This window comes from Kribbella sp. NBC_01505 (genome assembly GCF_045040285.1).
Classification (GTDB): domain Bacteria; phylum Actinomycetota; class Actinomycetes; order Propionibacteriales; family Kribbellaceae; genus Kribbella.
Window position 1 is genome coordinate 674,119 of the sequence record NZ_CP109425.1, and the last position, 19,133, is coordinate 693,251.

Consider the following 19,133-nt stretch of genomic DNA (forward strand, 5'->3'; position numbering starts at 1 on the left):
GTTCCAGGCTCTCTAGCGTTCGCGAGGTGGATCCTTTTGGTGACGAGAACCTGGTCGAGCTGTACGACCTCGACAATGCTCCCGGCGACGATCACGCGTACTTCCGCGCTCTCGCCGACTCCCTCGATGCCCGAAAGGTCCTCGATCTCGGGTGCGGCACCGGGCTGCTGACCCGCGCGCTGGCGACGCCCGGCCGGGAGGTGATCGGCATCGATCCCAGTCCGACGATGCTCAACTACGCCCGCCGTACGCCGAGCTCGGTCACCTGGATCTCCGGTGACGCCGGCGCGATCGCGCCGACCGGCGACGTCGATTTCGCGCTGTCCACCGGAAACGCGGTCATGTACATCGCCGACCTGCCCGCGACATTGACCGCGTTGGCAGCCGCGCTCCGCACCGGCGGCGTACTGGCCTTCGAGTCGCGCAACCCCGCGGCGCGGGCCTGGGAGTCGTGGACGCGCGAGGCGACGTACGGGGATCGTGACACGCCCGTCGGGCACCTCACCGAGTGGCTCGACCTGATCGAGGTCAGCGACGGCCGCGTCGTCTTCGACGCCCACAACCTGTACGACGACGGTCGCGACGACGTCTACCGCAACGAGCTCTACTTCCGTTCGGCGACCGAGATCACCGCGGCCCTGGAGGCGGCCGGGTTCACCGTGCAGGTGACCGCCGGCTGGCACGGCGAGGAGTTCGTGCCGGAGTCCCGGCTGATGGTCTTCCGCGCCGAGAAGGTCTAGTCCATCTGTCGCTTGAGTGCCTCACCGAAGCCGGCCACGCCGCCGACATAGCCCCACGGCACGCTCTCGATCCGGCCCTCGGTGCGGCACGCATGCTCCATCGCCTCGGGTTTCGCGTTCGCCCACTTGAGCGCGAACGCCATCGCCCCGTTGGCCGCGACGTCCGCGGGGTCCGGCGTACGGGCGTCGTTCCACTTGGCGCGGGCGGTGAGCAAGTCGGTACGGCGGGCCGTGACTCTGCTCGCGTAGCGCTTCATCCGGTCGTCCCGCGGCAGGTCCTTGTCGGAGGCGATCTCCAGCCAGACCTCGTTGAACACGTTGGCCGCGATGCTGCACAGAACGCTGCCCGATCGGGCCCTCGAAACGACACCGTCACCGAAGTCGATCAACTGCTCGACTCCGAGCCCGGACCACTTGTTCGCCAGCACCTGAACGCGACCGGTGTGCGCCGCGTAGCTGCCCGGGTGGCGGACCAGTGCGGCATGGAAGATCTCGGCCTTGTCCTCCAGCTCCGCCTGCAATCCCAGCGCGGCCCACTGCAGCACCTCCCACGGCACCGAGTCGTCCGCCGCCGAGACGATCGCGCCCTGCAGCACCTCGGCCGCCGTCCGCAGAATGTCGTGGAACATCGCGAACCGCTGCGCTGACACATCCTTCGCCCACTGCCCGGTCCGCACGCCCCACGCCTCGAGCACCAGCGTCTGACCGAACCACAACAGCAGATCGGGGTCCTTGGGGTAGGCCTCCAGCCGCATCTCCAGCTGCTCGCTCCGCCCGACCGCGGCCTTGGCCAACCCGGTCGCCCGGATCGACCGCAGGTTCGTGTTGGCCGGTGTCACCTTCAGCAACGCCAGCCCGGTCGACAGGTCGCCTTGGCGGACCGCCGAGTACGCGGCGTCGAGGTCGTCGTCCAGCCAGGCCTGATCCAGCCTGAACCCGGACACATCGACTTCCGACGCCTCCTTTCGCGAGAAGAACCCCATTCGCGGATGGTAAGACTCCTCGGACCTCTCTGGACCCGAATTGCACGTTCCTGCAATAGGCTCTGCCCTACCGCGACTGGCGAGGGTGGATCACCACCGGGGAGCGGACCCTATCTGGCGTCGTCCGCCTGGGCGCCTCCTTGCGGAGGTCTGCTCATGCGTTATGGGATGAATCCACATCAGACGGCGGCGCTGACGGTCGTCGGACCGCGGGCACCGTTCACGGTCGTCGCGGGCGAACCGTCGTACATCAATGTGCTGGACGCGCTGACCGGTTGGCAGCTCGTGCGGGAGGCCGGTGCGACCTTCGGGCAGCCGGCGGCGGCGTCGTACAAGCATGTCTCCCCAGCTGGTGCCGCACTCGGTACGTCGGTCGCGGACGCCTACCGACGCGCCCGGGACGCTGACCCCAAGTCGTCGTACGGCGATTTCGTGGCGGTCTCGGAGCCGGTGGATCTTGAGCTCGCCGACGTGCTGCGGCGCGTGGTCAGTGATGGGATCATCGCGCCTGGGTACGCGCCGGGTGTGGTGGAGGTGTTGGCGGCCAAGAAGCGTGGCACGTACCTGGTGCTGGAGGCGGATCCGCTGTTCGAACCGCCCTGCGAGGAGGTGCGTGAGCTGTACGGCGTTCGGTTGACGCAGAGCCGCGACGACGTGCCGCTGACTCGCGACCTCCTGGCACCTTCGGTTCCTGAGGACGCGGCTCGTGACCTCCTGCTCGGCCTGATCGTCGTCCGCTACACCCAGTCCAACACCGTCGCCCTCCTCAAAGACGGCATGGCCATCGGCATCGGCGCCGGCCAGCAATCCCGAGTCGACTGCACCCACCTGGCCGGAGCAAAGGCCGCCCTCTGGTGGTCCCGCCACTCCGCTGCCCCGCTCACCGGCGTCGCCATGGTCTCCGACGGCGCCCTCCCCTTCGCCGACAACATCGAAGCAGCCGCCACCTACGGCGTAACCCACATCGCCGAACCAGCCGGCTCCATCCGCTCCCCCGAAGTAGCCGCCGCCTGCACCACCCACAACATCACCTGGTCCCCCACCAACCTCCGCCTCTTCCGCCACTGAGTCCCCCGGCGCATCCCCGTCCCCCGTCCCCCGTCCGCATCCCGCCTCCCGCCTCCCGCCCAAAGGTGGGCCGGCTGCTCTTTGTGCACGGGGCTCGACTTTGTGAACCCACCAACCGTTTCCGGGCGCTCCGAATGGTTGGTGGGTTCCCAAAGACGTCGCTCGTGCCCAAAGACGCGGTTCGTGCCCAAGGGTGGGCGGCCGTGTTCGGAGTGGGCCGGCTGCTCTTTGTGCACGACCCCCAACTTTGTGAACCCACCAACCGTTTCCAGGCACTCCGAATGGTTGGTGGGCGCCCAAAGACGCCGCTCGTGCCCAAAGACGCGGTTCGTGCCCAAGGGTGGGCGGCCGTGTTCGGAGTGGGCCGGCGGCTCTTTGTGCACGATCCCCAACTTTGTGAACCCACCAACCGTTTCCAGGCACTCCGAATGGTCGGTAGGTACCCAAAGACGCCGCTCGTGCCCAAAGACGCGGTTCGTGCCCAAGGGTGGGCGGCCGTGTTCGGAGTGGGCCGGCGGCTCTTTGTGCACGACCCCCAACTTTGTGAACCCACCAACCGTTTCCAGGCACTCCGAATGGTTGGTGGGCGCCCAAAGACGCCGCTCGTGCCCAAAGACGCGGTTCGTGCCCAAGGGTGGGCGGCCGTGTTCGGAGTGGGCCGGCGGCTCTTTGTGCACGATCCCCAACTTTGTGAACCCACCAACCGTTTCCAGGCACTCCGAATGGTCGGTAGGTACCCAAAGACGCCGCTCGTGCCCAAAGACGCGGTTCGTGCCCAAGGGTGGGCGGCCGTGTTCGGAGTGGGCCGGCTGCTCTTTGTGCATCGAGCGGATCTTTGGGTATCCACCAACCGTTTTCGGGCAGCTCGGATGGTCGGTGGGTACCCAAAGTCGCGCTTCGTGCACGGAGTACACCGACCAGGGCGGCGGATTGGAGGAGGCGGCGCGCACCGGCCGGCACCGGCCACCGGCCACCGGCCACCGGCCACCGGCTGAGCGTCGGTAACGACACGTAGTGGTGCCTCGAGCTGGCGTCTGGCGGCCGCTGCCAGGCGTGCGGGAGGTCGCGGCCACCGACCACTACGTGTCCTTCGCGACACGAATCGCGAGTTAGCGGAGGTGGTGGGTGCCGGCGGCGAGCGCTTGGCGGACGGCGTCTGCGGTGGCGAGCGGCGTCTGGTTGGTGGTGTCGAGGGCGTGGTGCTCCAGCGGGCCGAGGTCGGCGAAGGATTCGTGCAGACCGGTGATCGCCTGCTCGTCGCGCAGCGCCCCGGAACCACGCGCCTGCGCCCGGCTGAGCGTCGTACCGAGCGTTGGGCGCAGTACGACGTACGAGATCGCCAGACCGTCCCGCGCCGCGGCCGCGCGGAACGGCGGCAGATACCAGGGGCCGACCACACCGTCCACGACGACGTCGTACCCACCGCGCGCGTACGTCGCCGCCGCGGCCACGTAGGCGTCGACCACAACGTCGTTCTGTGACTCGGACTCCAGCAAGTACGGCGGGATGAAGCCGGTCCGGATCGCCTCGAAGAACTGGTCCGTGATCAGGTGCACAGTCGGCCGCTCGGCCTCCGCAGCAACCAACCCGGCGACCGTCGTCTTACCAGCCCCCGGCGACCCCGTCACCACGATCACTTCACCCGTCACGCCCCGAAACTACGGCACCAACGACAGGAGGTCTCCGCTCTGAAGGCCCCTGGGCCAGGCGCGCAGAGACCGGTCCTGCCCAACTACCACCTGTCGTTCGTGCCGAGCGACTCCGCGTTGGCGCATGAAAACATCGGCGGATGGATTTGTTGGAGGCGTACATCGACGGCTGGCGTCGGCATGACGTTCAGGCGGTGCTCGACACGCTGGCTGACGACTGCGTGGTGATCGAGGCCTACGGGCCGACGTACCGCGGGAAGGCTCGGGTCGCGCAGTGGATGAGCCAGTGGTTCGCCGCGGGCGGAAGTGTTGACCGGTGGGAGCTGACCAGCCAGGCGTCCGCCGGGAGCACTCTGGTCGCCGAGTGGCAGTTCGAATGCACCTGGCTCGGCAAGTCTGGGGCCTTCGACGGTGCGACCGTCGCACGTGTGACGGACGGTCGCATCGACTACCTGCGGGAGTACTCCACCAGCGCGGAGCTCTATGACTGGACCGGCATCTGGCGTTAGGTCAGCCGCCGGCGACGCTGGGGAGGATGAGGAGTTCGGCGCCTTCGGGGAGCGGGGTGTCGGGGCCGGACAGGTCGCGGATGTTGTCGGAGCCCAGGTAGATGTTGACGTGGCGGCGGACCGCGCCTTGTTCGTCGGTGAGGCGGCGGCGGAGGGCCGGCTGGGTGGCCGCGAGGGCTGCTCCGACTGTGTCGGCGTCAACCTCGACCGCCTCCGCTCCGCCCGCGAACGGACGGAGCACGGGTGGGAGCCGGAGGGTGATCACGTCAGATCACCGCGGCGCGCAGGGTCAGTACGTCGGGGAGGTGGCGGGCGACCTCCGTCCAGGTGTCACCCGCGTCCGCGCTCGCGTAGACACAGCCGTCCCGGGTGCCGACGTACACACCGGCCGAGTCGGCACTGTCGGTGGTCAGGGCGTCGCGAAGCACCGGCACGTAGGAGACATCGGGGAGACCGTTGGTCAGCGGTTCCCAGGTCGCGCCCGCGTCGCGCGAGCGGTAGACGCGGCAGGTCGCGTCGGTGGGGATTCGGTTGCCATCGGCCACCAACGGGAAGACGTACACCGTGTCGGGCTCGTGCGGATGCACCGCGATCGGGAAGCCGAAGTCCGAAGGCAGCCCGTCCGCGATCGACTTCCAGATCTCGCCACCGTCGTCGGACCGGTAGACACCATGATGGTTCTGCGCGAAAAGACGTTCCGGTACGTCGGGATGCGCCGCCAGCTTGTGCACGCACTGACCGAACTCGGGATCGGGATCCGGCAGGAAGTACGCCTTGATCCCGTGATTGGCGGGCGACCACGTCGTACCGCCGTCGGACGTCTGGTAGACCCCGCCGGTCGACATCGCAACACTGACTCGCGCCGGATCCGCCGGATGCGGCAGCACGGTGTGGACAGCCTGACCGCCGAAACCCGCGCCCCACTGCTCCCGATGCGGGTGGTCCCACAACCCGCGGACCAGCTCGAACGTCACTCCCCCATCGGTCGACTTCCACAGCGCGGACGGCTGACTCCCGGCGTACACGACTCCCGGCTGACTGGCCGGCGCCGGCTGGATCTGCCACACCCGCTCCAGCGACGCATCCGTCCCGGCCGGGAACCCGATCGCGCCTTCCGGCGGCTCGTCCCACGTCTGCCCGAGGTCGTCGGAGTGGAAGACCGCCGGCCCCCAGTGCTCACTCGTCCCACCGGCGAACAGTCGCGGTCGCTCACCGCGCGTGTCGATGCCCACGGCGTACACGCCCTGCATCTCGAACGCGGGCCCGTCCAGCCTCCACTCACGGCGCGCAGCGTCGCTGCGGCCGATCCAGAGCCCCTTCTTGGTCCCGATCAGCAGTACGGCCTCGGACATCGCCGTCCTCCTAGCATGGTAGGTCTCCTAGCGCGGTGGGCCTGCCACCACATTGACGAGTGCTTCGCCGCGGGCGAACCGCTCCAGTTGCGCGCGCACCAGCCGGGCGACCCGCGGCTCGAACGCCGTCGAGGCACCCCCGCGATGCGGGTTGATCAGCACGTTCGGAGCAGACCACAACGGATGACCGGACGGCAACGGCTCGGGGTCGGTGACGTCGAGCGCGGCGGAGATGCGGCCGCTCCCGAGCTCGGCGATCAGAGCGTCGGTGTTGACGATGACGCCGCGGGCGACGTTCACGAGGAGTACGCCGTCCTTCAGCTGGCTGAGGAACTTCGCGTCGACCATGCCGCGCGTCTCGTCGGTCGCGGGAGTCAGCAGTACGACGACGTCCGCCCGCGGCAGCAGGTCCGGGAGCTCGCTCACCGGGTGCACGCCGTCCCGCGGCCGCCGCGCGACCCGAACCACCTCGCACTCGAACCCGGTCAGCCGCCGCTCCAGCGCCTCACCGATCGACCCGTACCCGACGATCAGCACGGTCCGATCCGCCAGCGAATCATCCATGTCCACGTAGTCGGTCGGCCACACCCCGAGCTCCTGGTTGCGCACCGCCCGCGGCAACCGCCGGTACGACGCCAGGATCAGCCCGACCGCCAACTCGGCCGTTGACGCGTCGTGGACCCCGCGCGCATTGCACAGGGTCACGCCTTCCGGGAGATGCGGCAGCACGCCCTCGTACCCGGCGGTCTGCAGCTGCACCACCTTCAACTCCGGCATCGCCGCAAACGCCTCCGGCAGGTCCACGCCCTCCATGTACCCCGGCACAAAGAGCTCAGCACCATCAGGCCCGCCCTGCGCCACCACCCCGTCTGGCACCCCACCGAGCACCCGCTCCGAGTCCTCCCACGGCAGCCACGCCCTCACCAGTTCACCCATACAGCTGAACCTACTAGTGCTCACCAGTAGTCGAGGTAGGAGCCCACGCTGATCAGTTGCCCATCCATCTCCATCGTCCGGTCCTCCAAACTGATCGCGCGACTGGTATGCGCGGCCCGGCTCCAGTAGACATCCGGACTGATCGGCCGCTCCACCGTGCCGGTGAACTGTTGACGGCCGAAGTCCCACAGGTCCAGGGCCGCGGCCAGGTACGTCTCGTCGCGGATCAGGTGGAACGCGAGCAGGTGGCGCGACGGCGCGCAGAACAAGATCCCGAACGGCGGCGTCGTCGGAGCGCCCGCCAAGCGCGCGAGATCGCCGGGGATCAGCACTTTGCTCGCGATGAACATCGAGGTACCGCCGACGAGGTGCACCGTGGCACCCGACTTCGTCGTGATCTCCTCGTGAGTCTCGATCTGCTCGGATCGCAGTCCGGCCCGGGCTGCGACGTCGAGGTCCAAGTCGCTCAACCGTGCGAAGGTCGATTCGGTAGGCGTGGACACATGGTCCGGTTCCTCCACCGTCGCCACCTTCGTCAGGCCCGGAGCAATCGTCACGACCTTGGCCTCTATCCACGGCTCGACCGGGTGCCGGTCGGAGTACAGCTGCCAGCGGAGTTTCGGCAGCAGCGCACGGTCCTCCGCTGTCTGTGGCGCTGTCTGTGGCGCTCCCTCCAGCTCCCCGTCCGGCTCCGGCGGCCGCGACTCTGCCACCGCCGTCCCTGAAACCTCTGGCACCACTGCTGCGGGCCGCTCGCGGTCCGCAGCGACCGCTTCGGCCAGATAGCTCTCGACGAAAGCCGGCCACTCCGATGCGTCCAGCTCGGAGCACCGGACGGCCAGCGAGTTCAGTGGGTAGATGCGGCCGTCGCCGGCCAGATGCGTCGGCTCGATCGTCACGGTGACGCCGTGCCGACCCAGCGCGTCGCGGGCCAGTTCACGAAGGCGTTGCGCTTGCGTCACGGTCATGAACCGGAATGTCCGGTCCGGTCGTTCGTCCTCTTGCATCGTTCGTCCGTCTCCTGCCGGGACCGCACTGCCGGTCGTAAGACTCAGTCCAGCGGTCCGGAGCGGTGCCCGGTACGGCGTGGCCTCAACCGGTCAACAGGCGTGACAGAAGTCCCATGCGGTGCCCGAGTCAGCGTCGTACTCTGATTAGGTGCCTTCGACATCGGATGCGGCCGCAACGCTCGCGCACGATCAGGCGGTAGGCCGGCTGCGGGCGTCGTACGAACGCATCGGAGTCGGCGAGCCCGTGCGGCTGGCGAAACGTAGCTCGAACCTGTTCCGCCCGCGCACCGAGCTCAGCACACCGGGGCTGGACGTATCCGGGCTGACCGGGGTGATCAGCGTCGATCCGGTCGCGCGGACGGCCGACGTACAGGGCATGTGCACGTACGAGGACCTGGTCGCGGCGACCCTGCCGCACGGACTGACGCCGATGGTCGTCCCGCAGCTCAAGACGATCACGCTCGGCGGCGCGGTGACCGGCCTCGGCATCGAGTCCTCATCGTTCCGCGCCGGGCTGCCGCACGAGTCCGTGCTGGAGATGGACATCCTCACCGGCGCCGGGGAGGTCTACACCGCACGGCCCTCGGGTCGGCATGCGCTGCTCTTCCGGGTGTTTCCGAACTCCTACGGCACCCTCGGGTACGCGACCCGCCTGCGGATCTCCCTGGACCGCATCTCCCCGTACGTCGCCCTGCGGCACGTGCGGTTGTCGCTCGACGAGCTGGCTCCGGCCATCGACGAGATCGTTGCCTCGGGCTCCTATCGCGACGAGCCGGTGCACTTCGTGGACGGGGTCGCGTTCGATCCTTCCGAGGCTTATCTGACGCTCGGCCGCAACAGCGACGCGGCTGTGCGCACGAGCGACTACACCGGGCAGCAGATCTACTATCGCTCGATCCAGCAGCGACAGACCGACTTCCTCACCGCGCACGACTACCTGTGGCGCTGGGACACCGACTGGTTCTGGTGCTCGGCCGCTTTCGGTGCACAGAAGCCATTGGTACGGCGGTTGTGGCCGCGGCGATGGCGGCGCAGCGACGTGTTCCACAAGCTCGTCGGATTCGAGAACCGTCATCACGTCGCCGCCCGTCTGAACGCACGCCGGGGCGGTGCGCCGCGGGAGCGCGTCGTACAGGATGTTGAGATCCCGGTGGCTTCGTTGGCCGCGTTCCTGCGCTGGTTCGATGTTGAGGTCGGCATGCGGCCGGTGTGGTTGTGCCCGCTCCGGCTCCGTGGATCGGACTCGTGGCCGCTCTATCCGCTCGAGCCAGGGGCGACGTACGTGAATGTCGGCTTCTGGGGCACCGTCCCGATCGCTCCCGGCGCGGCCGACGGTGACGTGAACCGCTCGATCGAGGACGCGGTAGCCCGCTTCGGCGGCCACAAGTCGCTCTACTCCGACGCCTACTACGACAGAGACACCTTCGACCGGCTCTACAACGTCCCGGCCCTGACTGAGGTGAAACAACGCTACGACCCGGACGCCCGGCTCACCGGGCTCTACGAAAAGGCGGTGACGCGCCGATGACGACGCTCGCAACACAGGTATCCATCGCAGAAGCCCTGACCACCGTGACCCCGGACGGCCTCCCGTTCCGCTTCACGGCGTACGACGGCAGTGCGACTGGCCCCGCGGACTCCCCGATCCACATGCACCTGGCCACCGAACGCGGCCTCTCCTACGTCCTGACAGCCCCCGGCGACCTCGGCCTCGTCCGCGCCTACGTCATGGGCGACCTTGAGATCACCGGCGCACACCCGGCCAACCCCTACGACCTGATGCGCATGCTCCTCAACCAGGTCCACTTCGAACGCCCCACCCCCACCGAAGCCCTCCGCATCGTCCGAGGCCTCGGCTGGAGTCACCTGAAGCCACCCCCGCCGCCGCCTCAGGAACACCTCCCCAAGTGGCGCCGTACCTTCGAAGGGTTGAGGCATTCGAGGACGCGCGACAAGGCCGCGATCCACCACCACTACGACGTCTCCAACACGTTCTACGAGTGGGTCCTCGGCCCCTCCATGACCTACACCTGCGCCGTCTATCCGTCTGTGGATGCCACCTTGGAAGAGGCGCAGTACGAGAAGTACGACCTGGTGGCTCGCAAACTCGACCTCCGCGCCGGCATGCGCCTGCTCGACGTCGGCTGTGGCTGGGGCGGCATGGTTCGCCACGCAGCCCGCGAGTACGGCGTACAGGCCCTAGGCGTCACGCTCTCCGCCGAACAAGCTCACTGGGCCAACGAAGCCATCAAACGCGAAGGCCTCGAATCCCTGGCCGAAGTCCGCTTCCTCGACTACCGAGACGTCCCCGAACGCGACTTCGACGCCATCAGCTCCATCGGCCTCACCGAACACATCGGCGTCCGCAACTACCCGACCTACTTCGGCTTCTTGTTAGACCGGTTGCGCCCCGGCGGCCGGCTCCTCAACCACTCCATCACCCGCCCCGACAACCACTACCGCTCCACCGGCGCCTTCATCGACCGCTACATCTTCCCCGACGGCGAACTCATCGGCTCCGGCCGCATCATCGCCGAAGCCCAAGACGCCGGCTTCGAAGTCCGCCACTCAGAGAACCTCCGCGAACACTACGCCCTGACCCTAGGCGCCTGGTCCCAAAACCTCCTCGCCCACTGGGACGAAGCAGTAGCCGAAGTAGGCCCCGCCACCGCCAAAATCTGGGGCCTCTACCTAGCCGCCTGCCGAGTCGGCTTCGAACGCAACAACACCCAACTACACCAATTCCTAGCCGTAAAACTGGACTCTGGGGCGGACGCCCACTTCCCCCTCCGCCCCACCTGGCTCAGCTGACGATCAGGACCCGACGATGATCACGACCGGATCCATGGTGTGGCTCTGGGTGCCGGCCCGGTCGTAGGACCATGCCCTGATCGACGTCGGACCGGCGCTGTCGAGGGTCACCTTGGCCCGACCGGCACGAGCCGAAACGAACTTGGTGGGTTCGGAGGTCATGATCGTGTAGCCGTACTTCGTGACGTCGGTCGAACCCGCGTTGCCGAAGGTCAGGGTGATGGTCTGGCCGACCTTGTACGGCCCAGGACTGATCGAGAGGTCAGGGATCGCGGGGCGGACCGTGTCGACCGAAAGCTCGCACCCCCTCGACCAGGGTGACGCTTCGCCCGCCTCGTCGATGAAACGTGCCTGCCAGGAGTAGGTGGTGTCATTGGCGAGCGTCGGCTTGGTCTCGCTCTCGACCCAGTTCCCGACGGGGCGCTGAGGGCTCACGCCGGTGAAGATCACTTGTCCGTCGGCCAGATTCTTGACCCGGAACTCGACGTTCCCCTGGCTCCAGTCCGACTCATCGGCCGCCGGAATGAACGCGTTGAGACGCGGCGTGGTCTGGTTCACGAACGGCCGCTTCGCTCCGCGAACGCAGCTGGTCCCCGGGTCGATGGTCTTCAGGTTCTCGTCAGTGATCCGCGCCGGCGCGGCCTGAGCCGTCGTCGGGACAACAGCCGAGGCGGCGAGAACCAACAGTGCAACGGCAGACAGGTGTGTACGCATGCAACTTCCTTGCTATGAGTGGGCGCCCCGAGCTGCTCGAGACTACGGCGCGCAAGCACCTGCCCTCAATGTCAATAGCTGCAATCGGGCTGGGGTCGGCAACATCCAAGCGGGCGGACGCTTGCCAGACATCCTCCATCAGCACACACCGTCTCCAACGGCGCCGGCCGCGACAACCGCGTCAGCACCTAGGGAGAGATGGTCGGCGCGCTTCACGCGCCGCCATCTCTCCGTATGCCAGACGCCTTAATTCAAGAAGCCTCAATGGTCCGAATATGCACGCCAAACATATTCATGAAGTCGCCGACGAGCTCCTCCCCGGCTTCCTTGAGCACCCCGCGCTTCCACCACGGGGCGTCCGAATCGCCAATTTCAAGGCCATCCTGCAAGAGTCTTGAAAACTCTCCGTCAATTTCCTCGATATCAGCGTTGAATTCTCTGAATGCGACCGTCCGCCGCATGCGTTCATCGTCGAGCAAGAGCTGAATCTCAGTCCTTACTGAAAGGTCGTTCTCGTATTCGTAGATACTCATCGAATAGCCATCGCGGCATTCCCTGACGAATGACCTCCATGCCTGCACGAAGTCCTTAGCCGAGCTAAACCTGGCCCAGCCACTGGAGGCCGTCATCTCGGCAACGACGAAATCGATATCCAACATTGAGCGTTCCGATCTAGAAATTGCCAGGCACGAGACCCGCGATGCCTCTGTAGTAGTCCTCGCCTCCAGCGGGCCGGAAGAAAGTGCGAACTATTCCTTCGCTTGTCTTCACACCAAACGCTCCAGTACCGGTGTCAAACCTGAGCGTGTCCGTTCCTCGAGTGCCTTCCAATACGCCGGGCCCAGCCTCTCCGCCGAGGAGGTCACGGGCTCCCGCGACATAGTCCTGCTTATCGAGAAACTCCGGCATATCTGCACCTCCATCCTTCGATGTCCCGTTCTTCAGTACTCCAAGCACATGCTTGTTGTAGTGAATGTCGTCTTCGCCAGGCCTGAAGGTCAGCTCGCCAGTACCACAGTTGTGAACCAGGACCGGTGTAGAGCCCGCGAGTACATAGTAGGTATGCAGCGCGCCGATCGTCAGGTTGTAGACGCGTGCCATGCGGGTGTAGCTCTGGCGGGCGATCACTGCGACGGACTCTTCGGAGTTCTGGCTGGTCAAGCGATCGCCGGGCACGAGCTTGTCGGCGTCGACCCAGCGCCCCAGACTGCGCACGTAGAACGGATGCCGCGAAGTTGCCGTGATCGTCTCTGAGCTTTGCCGAGCACCGTCCTTGACGGTGCTGACTGCGATATCGACGAGGTCTTTACTACCTTGACCAACAATGGTGCGGACGACGGGCTGTGCAGAGGTTGCGCCGGTCTTGGCGTCCGTCGCCAGGACCGAGTCACCCAGCTTCAGCTCTTCGATCGGTTTTTCCGACCCATCGGCCATGAGAACACGTGTCCCCGGCACGAACGAGTTGCCGATCTCGCATTTCAGGGCCTTGCTGGAGCCAACCCATTCCTTGACCGCGCCGCCGGCCTTCTCGACGAGGCTCCAGATGTTGCCGAGGAGCTTGCCGAACTTGCCGAGTTTGAAAATGTACTTCGTGGCGAGTTTTGCGGCGATTCCACCGACGAAGGAGCTGAGAACGGTGACACCCGTAGCGATGCAGCCGCCGATGTCGCCTTCGGTGAAGCAGTTCAGGGCGTCGGTGATGCCTAGCTCGTCGGCGGCGATCTTGACGAGCGCCTTGACGACCTCCTTGATGACCTTCTTGGCCTTCTCCTGCTTTTCCCAGTGCTCGGTGATCCTGTTCGCAACTTCGATCTGCTTCTGACGCGTCTCCGGGTCGACCTGGGTCTGCGGCCGGACTCGGGGGGCGTGGACGCCGTCGTCGTAGGGGTCGTCGTCGTAGAAGGCCTTGAGGCCGTCGGGGTCACTGAACGTCGCCGGGGCGTTGTTGCCGTAGGCGTAGGCGTTCATCGTCATCGGGTCGGTGAGGTCGATGAGCGGGTCGACGCTGATGAAGCGGCCCAGCTTCGGGTCGTACTCGCGGGCTCCCAGGTGGGTGAGGCCTGTCGACGCGTCGTTGACGCCGTTGACGAAGCCTCGGGAGGTTGATTCCCAGGTTGGGGACTGGGTGCCTCGGGGGTTGCCGTAGGGGTCGGTGAGGCGCCGGGAGATGGTGTTGGTTACGCCGTCGAAGGAGACCGAGGCGGTTCCTTGCGAGTCGGGCATGAGGTACTCGACAGCGGCGGAGGTGGTCCGCATGGCGATGGTCTTGCCGTTGAAGTCGTAGTAGCGGGTGGAGCCTACGGACTGGTTCGGGCCCTTGTCCCAGCGGATTTCGGCTGAGGCCAGGAAGAGACTGGCGCCCTTCGGGTCGTGGCGGATGAGGCGGGTGCCTTCGGCGTCGTAGACGAAGGTGGTGTCGCCCGCGGGTCCGGCGACCTTGGAGAGGTGTCCTTCGGCGTCCCAGGTGAAGTTGTCGGTGTCACCGCCGACCACGCGAGTCGCCATGTTGCCGGAGGCGTCGTAGCCGTAGGAGTCGGCGGAGGTGCCGCCAGGGCCGGCGGAGGTGACGTCCGTGACCGCGTGCGGTCGGGGTGCGGTCGAGGTCGGGTAGGCGTACGTCGACTTGGTGTCGCCGTTCGTCTTGTGGTCGGTGAGCGTACGGCGGTTGCCGGCCACGTCGTAGGTGTACGACTGCCAGTACGGCGCGGGCCCGCCGAGCGTCGTCGCGGAGCGCGGGTCGGAGCAGTTCGTGCCCGGTGTCCATGCTTCCGTCGTACGGCGGAGGTAGTCGGTCGTGAAGCACTGCAGGTCGACGGTGGCGCCGTACTTGTGCGAGATCGACTTGACGTTCGCCGAGTCGTCGTAGGTGTAGCTGAAGGTGTCGTCCGGCTGGCCGATGCCTTCGCGCGAGACCTGCATCTCGGTCAGGCGGCGGGTACCGCGCTCGTACGTGAACTGCTGGTACGCCGTCCGTCCGGTCTCCTGGCCGACGTGGTTCAGCACCGGCGTGCCGTAGACGTCGTAGGTGACCCCGCTGACGTACGCCTGCCAGCCGCCCATCTGGTCGAGGTTGCCGTTGGCGTCGTAGTGCAGCCCGATGGTCTCGTCCGGCAGGCCCGGGACCTTCGGCAGGTCGGCGGTGTTGATGCTGCCGTCGGGGTTGTACGTCGTCGCGGTCGTGTAGGTGCCCTTGAGCTCGCCTTCCGACGCCGGGATGACCGTCTTGCTACCGGTCGGACGACCCATCGAGTCGTAACCGGTGACCGCGGAGACGTAATCGTTGCCGTTGACCGTGCGGGTCGACGACGTCAGCATCCCCTTGCCCAACGTGTCGTAGATCCAGCTCGTGACAACCGGCCCATCAGCAGCCCCGGAACGCACCGCGGTCTTCCGGTCCAACTCGTCGTACGAGAAGAACAGCTGCTGACCACGAGCGTCCTTGCTCGAGGTGAGGCGGTCCACCGCGTCGTACGTCGACGTCGTGGTCCCCTTGTCCGGGTCGTCCGCGCGCACCTGGCGGCCGCGGATGTCGTAGCCGAAGCTCCAGACGCTGCCGGCCGCGTTCGTGACCGTTTCGACCTGGTCGTCGTCGGTGTAGGTGTACTTCGTCGCGTCGTAGTCACCCGTTGCCGCGCGCCCCTTGTACTGCCGGAGCTCGGTCGTCTTGCCGCGTGCGTCGACCAGGGTCGTCGTGGTCGTCGAGCCTTCGGGCGGTACGACGGTGGTCGCGCCACCGCTGTACATGGTGGTCGTGCGGGTCTTCTCGGCGTTGTCGACCAGGAACTGCGACAGGGTGGCCCGGTTGGCGCCGTCGTACGTCGTCTTGGTCCGTGCCGGGATGTTCTCCTGAGCAGGGACGAAGAGGACGTTGTTCGGCTGCGAGTTGCTGTCGTGGTAGGGCCCGTCCTTGAAGACTACGTTGCCGCGCTCGTCGTACTTCGTGTCGGCGAGGATGCGGCCGACCGCTGTGGCCGACGGTGTCTGGACCTGCCGGGGACGGAGGAATCCGTCGAGCAGGGTCCGGCTCGCCTTGTAGGTGCCGTCCGGCTTCAGCTGCTGGGTCGTGACAACGTTCGGTGCGTTGTTGGGCACGGAGTAGCTGAAGATCATCGACGCCGTCGTCGCCCCGGTCCCGGACCGCGGACGGTCCGGCAACCACACCGAGGTGAGGCGTCCGAGGCCGTCGTACGCCAGATCGGTACGTCGTTGGTTCGCGTCGATCTCGACCGTGGAGGCGCCCCACTCGGGCGCGATCACGGAGATGTTGACGAAGCCCTTCGCGTCCGTGGTCTTGGTCTGGGTGACCGGGCCCGTGGTCGTGGGGGTGAACTCGACCTTGCTGGTACGGCGGTTGAGCGCGTCGTACGTCTCGATCACACGACCGACCGAGTCGTACGCCGTGCGGACGCGCTGCTCGTAGACCGGTCCGGTCGTCCAGCGGCTCATCGTGTCGACCTTGGTCAGCAGACCGCGGGTCGGCGCATCGGTGAGGCTGTCGGCGCCGTCGTAGTAGCTGCGCTCGTCGGAGATCACCTCCGCGGGCCGGGTCGGCGTCGCCGTACAAGCGACCGAGACCTTCTCCTCACGGCTCACCGAGCCCAACAGCCAGAGTGCGTCGTTCGCGTTGTAGGTGTACCGCGTGCACCGGTCGTCGGAGGTCGTGGCGATGTCGCCACGGTCGTCCGACTCCAGCGTCCGGCCGCGTCCGTCGAAGGTGGTGAGTGCCTCGGTACGGCGATAGCTGCCAGGACTCGTCCGGGTCTTCGTCTCGGTCTTCTGCGTCCGCAGCAGGAGCGCGGTGTAGCCGCCCGCCGAGCCGGTAGAGCTGGTCCACGGGGTGGAGATGGTCCCGTTCAGGTCCTCCCCGCCGGAGCCGTTGTACGTGATCTGCTCGCGGACGAAGCCGTTGAAGCGCTCGCTGTCCGGGTACGTCCCGTTCTCGCTGTCGGTGACGGCGACGTTCCGGCGGGACGTTCCCTCACGGTTCAGGTAGTCGTCGTCCATACCGCGGAAGTAGGTGGACTGCGTCTGCGTCTGGGCACCCGGCGCACCGGTCCGGACGTTGACCTTCCCGTAGCCGCGCCACTCACCCCAGGTGCGCTGCTTGGGGATCGTGAACTGGCTGTTGTCGAAGTGCCAGGCCGGCGTCCCGAGGTACTCGTAGTACGTCGGCATGTCGGGCCCGTCGGTCACTCGGTCCTCGAGCGTCACCGAGTTGACCACGTACTTGTGGAACCAGTGCACCGTCGGGTCTTCCCCGCCCTCGATGGTCCAGTACACCGGGAAGCACCGTCGGGTGTTCGCCGCGGCGTCGGCCGGCTTCGAGGTCGGCGTGCAGTCCGGATCGCTGTAGTTGACGTTGGTCGTCTGGCCGGACTCGGAGTTGATCTTGGTCACGCGGTACTTGTTCATCGCCGGCGCACCGTCGCCCGTGGCGTCGACGCGGTTCGGCTTCGGCGAACCGATGAAGGTCACGCTCGGGTTGGCGATCGGCGTACCGGCCATGCCCTTGTGCGTGATCGAGGCCAGCCAGAGCGCCGGGGTGTCGGCGTTCGGGAACTGCTGGACCAGCGTCCAGCTGTCGACCGGCGAGTAGCGGTTGCTGCTGTTCAGTACGCCGGTGTTGATCGTGGCCAGGCGCTTGCGGGTGAAGAACGACGGCGAGGTGCGGTTCGGGCACGTGGTCGCCGACGTACAGATCTGGTCGAACGGCGTGTCCGGCCACTTGGAGGCGTTCGCCTCGGTCAGCTGAGCCGGGTCACAGGTCACGGCACCGGAGGGAACACAGCGCTCGGCCACCTCGAAGGTGACCTGGGCCGGCGCTGCCTTCGTCGTCTCGGTCGCGTCGGCGACCTTGCCGTAGTCGATCTTCTCCGGGTAGCCGGCCCGCTGGTACAGCGACGAGCCCTCGTTGTTGTTGCGCCCGTAGTAGTTGGTCTCCTGGATGTACCGGTAGGTCATCAGGTTCTTGCTCAGGTCAACGACCTTGTCGACGCTCCACCGCCAGGCCTGCTGGCAGTACGACGTCTTGTACGCCGTCTCGTAACACGGGTCGCCCTCGTGGTTGCCGAAGACCGGGACCGTGCTGACCGAGTCGGACTTCTGGCCGTTGGTCAGGCTCGGGTTCAACCCGAAGAAGTACTTCGTACCGTCGGCCGTGGTGACCTCCCAGTACTCGCCCTTCTTCGAGTCGTCCTTGCTGCCCACGGCACCGTTCGCGGCGCCGTACTTGCGCTGGATCAGCGAGCCGTCGTCGTTCTTCAACCGGAACGTGTCGACGTTGCCCACGGAGCTGAGCTTGAACAGCTCACCGGAGTGCGCACCCAGCGAGAGGAACGCGTTGTCGGACTTCCAGCACAGGTCACCGGTCTTGGTCTTGTTGTTGCTCTGCGGCGTCATGTCGTCCGAGCACGAAACGTACTTCCGCTCGATGTACCCGGCCTCGAGGCTGTGCCCCTGACCGATCCACGACGCCTGGTTGTTGGTCGAAGCGATCTGACCGTCGACCGAGCCCGAGCTGTACCCGATGGACAGCTCCGGCCGGGGACCGTTGGTGCCCGGCGGAACCCTGAACGGGTAGTTCCAGCTGAAGTCGCCGGTCTGCGTCCCGACGTTCCAGGACGACGACGGCGACAGGGTGGTGGCGGCGTACGACCCGGTCGATCCGGAGGCCGCCGCGGTCACCGCGAGCGTCGTGAACTGCGTGGACGCCTGCTTCGCTCGCGCAGGTGAGACCGCAGCCAGATCGAGCTCACCGCTGACCACCTTCGCGGTCGTGTCATTGCTGTTGGCAACCAGCGGCTTCTCCGCACACTTCCCGTCCGCGGCGCAGCCGAGCTCGACCACCCGGAGCCGGGACGACCAGTCTCCGCCGTACGCCGCCGCGAACTTCGAGTAGTCGACCGAAACCTTCGCCTTGGCCGCTGTGGCCTGGGCATCGGTGCGGGAGACCCGCAGGACGACGCCGGCGACACCGAGCCGTTTGCTCTCGTCCTGACCGAGGACCTCGACGGTGGCGCCGGCCGGCTGCGCCGACTTCCCCTTCGAGACGAAGCTCAAGGAGACCGGTGAGTCGCCGCCGGCCGCTTTCAGACCGGCCGCCGACCCGCCGGCCGCCGTCACGGTCGGCGCCGGCCAGACGGGATCGGCAGGTGCATAAGGCGGCATGGCCGTCTGCTCAGCCGGTGCCGGTACGATGTTCTTGCCCGGAGTGGATTTCTCCGGCTGGACGACCGGGGCCGGAGCCTTCGGCCCCTTCGCCTGGGCCTCCGGAACGTACGACGCGACACCAGCCACGAGGCTGACACCGAGGAGGGTGACCAGAGCCGCGGTCCTCGGACGGGATTTGTGCAGGCGCATTG

At 66.8% G+C, this 19,133-nt stretch carries 14 protein-coding genes and 1 riboswitch; of the genes, 5 read left to right on the forward strand and 9 right to left on the reverse strand.

Features of this window, described 5'->3' with window-relative positions; translation table 11 throughout:
• The first annotated feature begins 26 nt into the window (after positions 1-26).
• Positions 27-740 (forward strand): class I SAM-dependent methyltransferase, encoded by a 714-nt coding sequence (locus tag OG474_RS02955; RefSeq protein ID WP_405060607.1) that lies wholly within the window; start codon positions 27-29, stop codon positions 738-740.
• Here OG474_RS02955 and OG474_RS02960 read toward each other — a convergent pair.
• Complete coding sequence (locus tag OG474_RS02960; protein ID WP_405060608.1) at positions 737-1,723, reverse strand: hypothetical protein; 987 nt, start codon at positions 1,721-1,723, stop codon at positions 737-739. The two genes, OG474_RS02955 and OG474_RS02960, sit on opposite strands and share 4 nt — an antisense overlap.
• A gap of 68 nt (positions 1,724-1,791) precedes the next feature.
• Positions 1,792-1,864, forward strand: a riboswitch (ZMP/ZTP riboswitch).
• Positions 1,865-1,879: 15 nt separating this feature from the next.
• On the opposite strand from OG474_RS02960, the gene OG474_RS02965 reads away from it, so the two are divergent.
• The gene (locus tag OG474_RS02965; protein ID WP_405060609.1) at positions 1,880-2,791 is read left to right on the forward strand and encodes a 5-aminoimidazole-4-carboxamide ribonucleotide transformylase; all 912 of its coding nucleotides are present in this window, start codon (positions 1,880-1,882) and stop codon (positions 2,789-2,791) included.
• A gap of 1,109 nt (positions 2,792-3,900) precedes the next feature.
• Here OG474_RS02965 and OG474_RS02970 read toward each other — a convergent pair.
• Entirely contained in the window at positions 3,901-4,440 is a 540-nt protein-coding gene (locus OG474_RS02970; RefSeq protein ID WP_405060610.1) for an AAA family ATPase, read from the reverse strand.
• 140 nt (positions 4,441-4,580) lie between these two features.
• On the opposite strand from OG474_RS02970, the gene OG474_RS02975 reads away from it, so the two are divergent.
• On the forward strand, positions 4,581-4,949 hold the full coding sequence (locus OG474_RS02975; protein ID WP_405060611.1) for a nuclear transport factor 2 family protein: 369 nt from the start codon (positions 4,581-4,583) through the stop codon (positions 4,947-4,949).
• 1 nt (position 4,950) lies between these two features.
• Here OG474_RS02975 and OG474_RS02980 read toward each other — a convergent pair whose 3' ends face one another.
• The 4 genes from OG474_RS02980 to OG474_RS02995 are packed head-to-tail and all read right to left on the reverse strand — an operon-like array spanning position 4,951 to position 8,205.
• The gene (locus OG474_RS02980) at positions 4,951-5,214 is read right to left on the reverse strand and encodes a MoaD/ThiS family protein (RefSeq protein ID WP_405060612.1); all 264 of its coding nucleotides are present in this window, start codon (positions 5,212-5,214) and stop codon (positions 4,951-4,953) included.
• A 1-nt stretch (position 5,215) separates the two neighbouring features.
• Positions 5,216-6,301, reverse strand: coding sequence for a WD40/YVTN/BNR-like repeat-containing protein (locus OG474_RS02985; RefSeq protein ID WP_405060613.1), 1,086 nt, complete (start codon positions 6,299-6,301; stop codon positions 5,216-5,218).
• 27 nt (positions 6,302-6,328) lie between these two features.
• On the reverse strand, positions 6,329-7,237 hold the full coding sequence (locus tag OG474_RS02990) for a 2-hydroxyacid dehydrogenase (RefSeq protein WP_405060614.1): 909 nt from the start codon (positions 7,235-7,237) through the stop codon (positions 6,329-6,331).
• A gap of 20 nt (positions 7,238-7,257) precedes the next feature.
• Positions 7,258-8,205, reverse strand: coding sequence for a hypothetical protein (locus OG474_RS02995; protein WP_405060615.1), 948 nt, complete (start codon positions 8,203-8,205; stop codon positions 7,258-7,260).
• 190 nt (positions 8,206-8,395) lie between these two features.
• Here OG474_RS02995 and OG474_RS03000 point away from each other — a divergent pair, with 190 nt between their 5' ends.
• The gene (locus OG474_RS03000) at positions 8,396-9,775 is read left to right on the forward strand and encodes an FAD-binding oxidoreductase (RefSeq protein ID WP_405060616.1); all 1,380 of its coding nucleotides are present in this window, start codon (positions 8,396-8,398) and stop codon (positions 9,773-9,775) included.
• The gene (locus OG474_RS03005; RefSeq protein WP_405060617.1) at positions 9,772-11,058 is read left to right on the forward strand and encodes a class I SAM-dependent methyltransferase; all 1,287 of its coding nucleotides are present in this window, start codon (positions 9,772-9,774) and stop codon (positions 11,056-11,058) included. The genes OG474_RS03000 and OG474_RS03005 overlap by 4 nt, the downstream gene beginning before the upstream one ends.
• Before the next feature lie 3 nt (positions 11,059-11,061).
• Here the strand turns inward: OG474_RS03005 and OG474_RS03010 are convergent, their stop codons facing one another.
• The 3 genes from OG474_RS03010 to OG474_RS03020 form a co-directional block, all read right to left on the reverse strand.
• Entirely contained in the window at positions 11,062-11,772 is a 711-nt protein-coding gene (locus tag OG474_RS03010) for a hypothetical protein (protein ID WP_405060618.1), read from the reverse strand.
• 251 nt (positions 11,773-12,023) lie between these two features.
• Positions 12,024-12,431, reverse strand: coding sequence for a hypothetical protein (locus OG474_RS03015; RefSeq protein WP_405060619.1), 408 nt, complete (start codon positions 12,429-12,431; stop codon positions 12,024-12,026).
• A gap of 13 nt (positions 12,432-12,444) precedes the next feature.
• Positions 12,445-19,131, reverse strand: coding sequence for a polymorphic toxin-type HINT domain-containing protein (locus tag OG474_RS03020; RefSeq protein WP_405060620.1), 6,687 nt, complete (start codon positions 19,129-19,131; stop codon positions 12,445-12,447).
• Positions 19,132-19,133: the final 2 nt, after the last annotated feature.

Coding starts and splice junctions, on each gene's coding strand:
- OG474_RS02960 (WP_405060608.1), bottom strand. CDS start 1,723: ATGGGGTTCTTCTCGCGAAAGGAGGCGTCGGAAGTCGATGTGTCCGGG.
- OG474_RS02965 (WP_405060609.1), top strand. CDS start 1,880: ATGCGTTATGGGATGAATCCACATCAGACGGCGGCGCTGACGGTCGTC.
- OG474_RS02975 (WP_405060611.1), top strand. CDS start 4,581: ATGGATTTGTTGGAGGCGTACATCGACGGCTGGCGTCGGCATGACGTT.
- OG474_RS02985 (WP_405060613.1), bottom strand. CDS start 6,301: ATGTCCGAGGCCGTACTGCTGATCGGGACCAAGAAGGGGCTCTGGATC.
- OG474_RS02990 (WP_405060614.1), bottom strand. CDS start 7,237: ATGGGTGAACTGGTGAGGGCGTGGCTGCCGTGGGAGGACTCGGAGCGG.
- OG474_RS02995 (WP_405060615.1), bottom strand. CDS start 8,205: ATGACCGTGACGCAAGCGCAACGCCTTCGTGAACTGGCCCGCGACGCG.
- OG474_RS03005 (WP_405060617.1), top strand. CDS start 9,772: ATGACGACGCTCGCAACACAGGTATCCATCGCAGAAGCCCTGACCACC.
- OG474_RS03010 (WP_405060618.1), bottom strand. CDS start 11,772: ATGCGTACACACCTGTCTGCCGTTGCACTGTTGGTTCTCGCCGCCTCG.
- OG474_RS03015 (WP_405060619.1), bottom strand. CDS start 12,431: ATGTTGGATATCGATTTCGTCGTTGCCGAGATGACGGCCTCCAGTGGC.
- OG474_RS03020 (WP_405060620.1), bottom strand. CDS start 19,131: ATGCGCCTGCACAAATCCCGTCCGAGGACCGCGGCTCTGGTCACCCTC.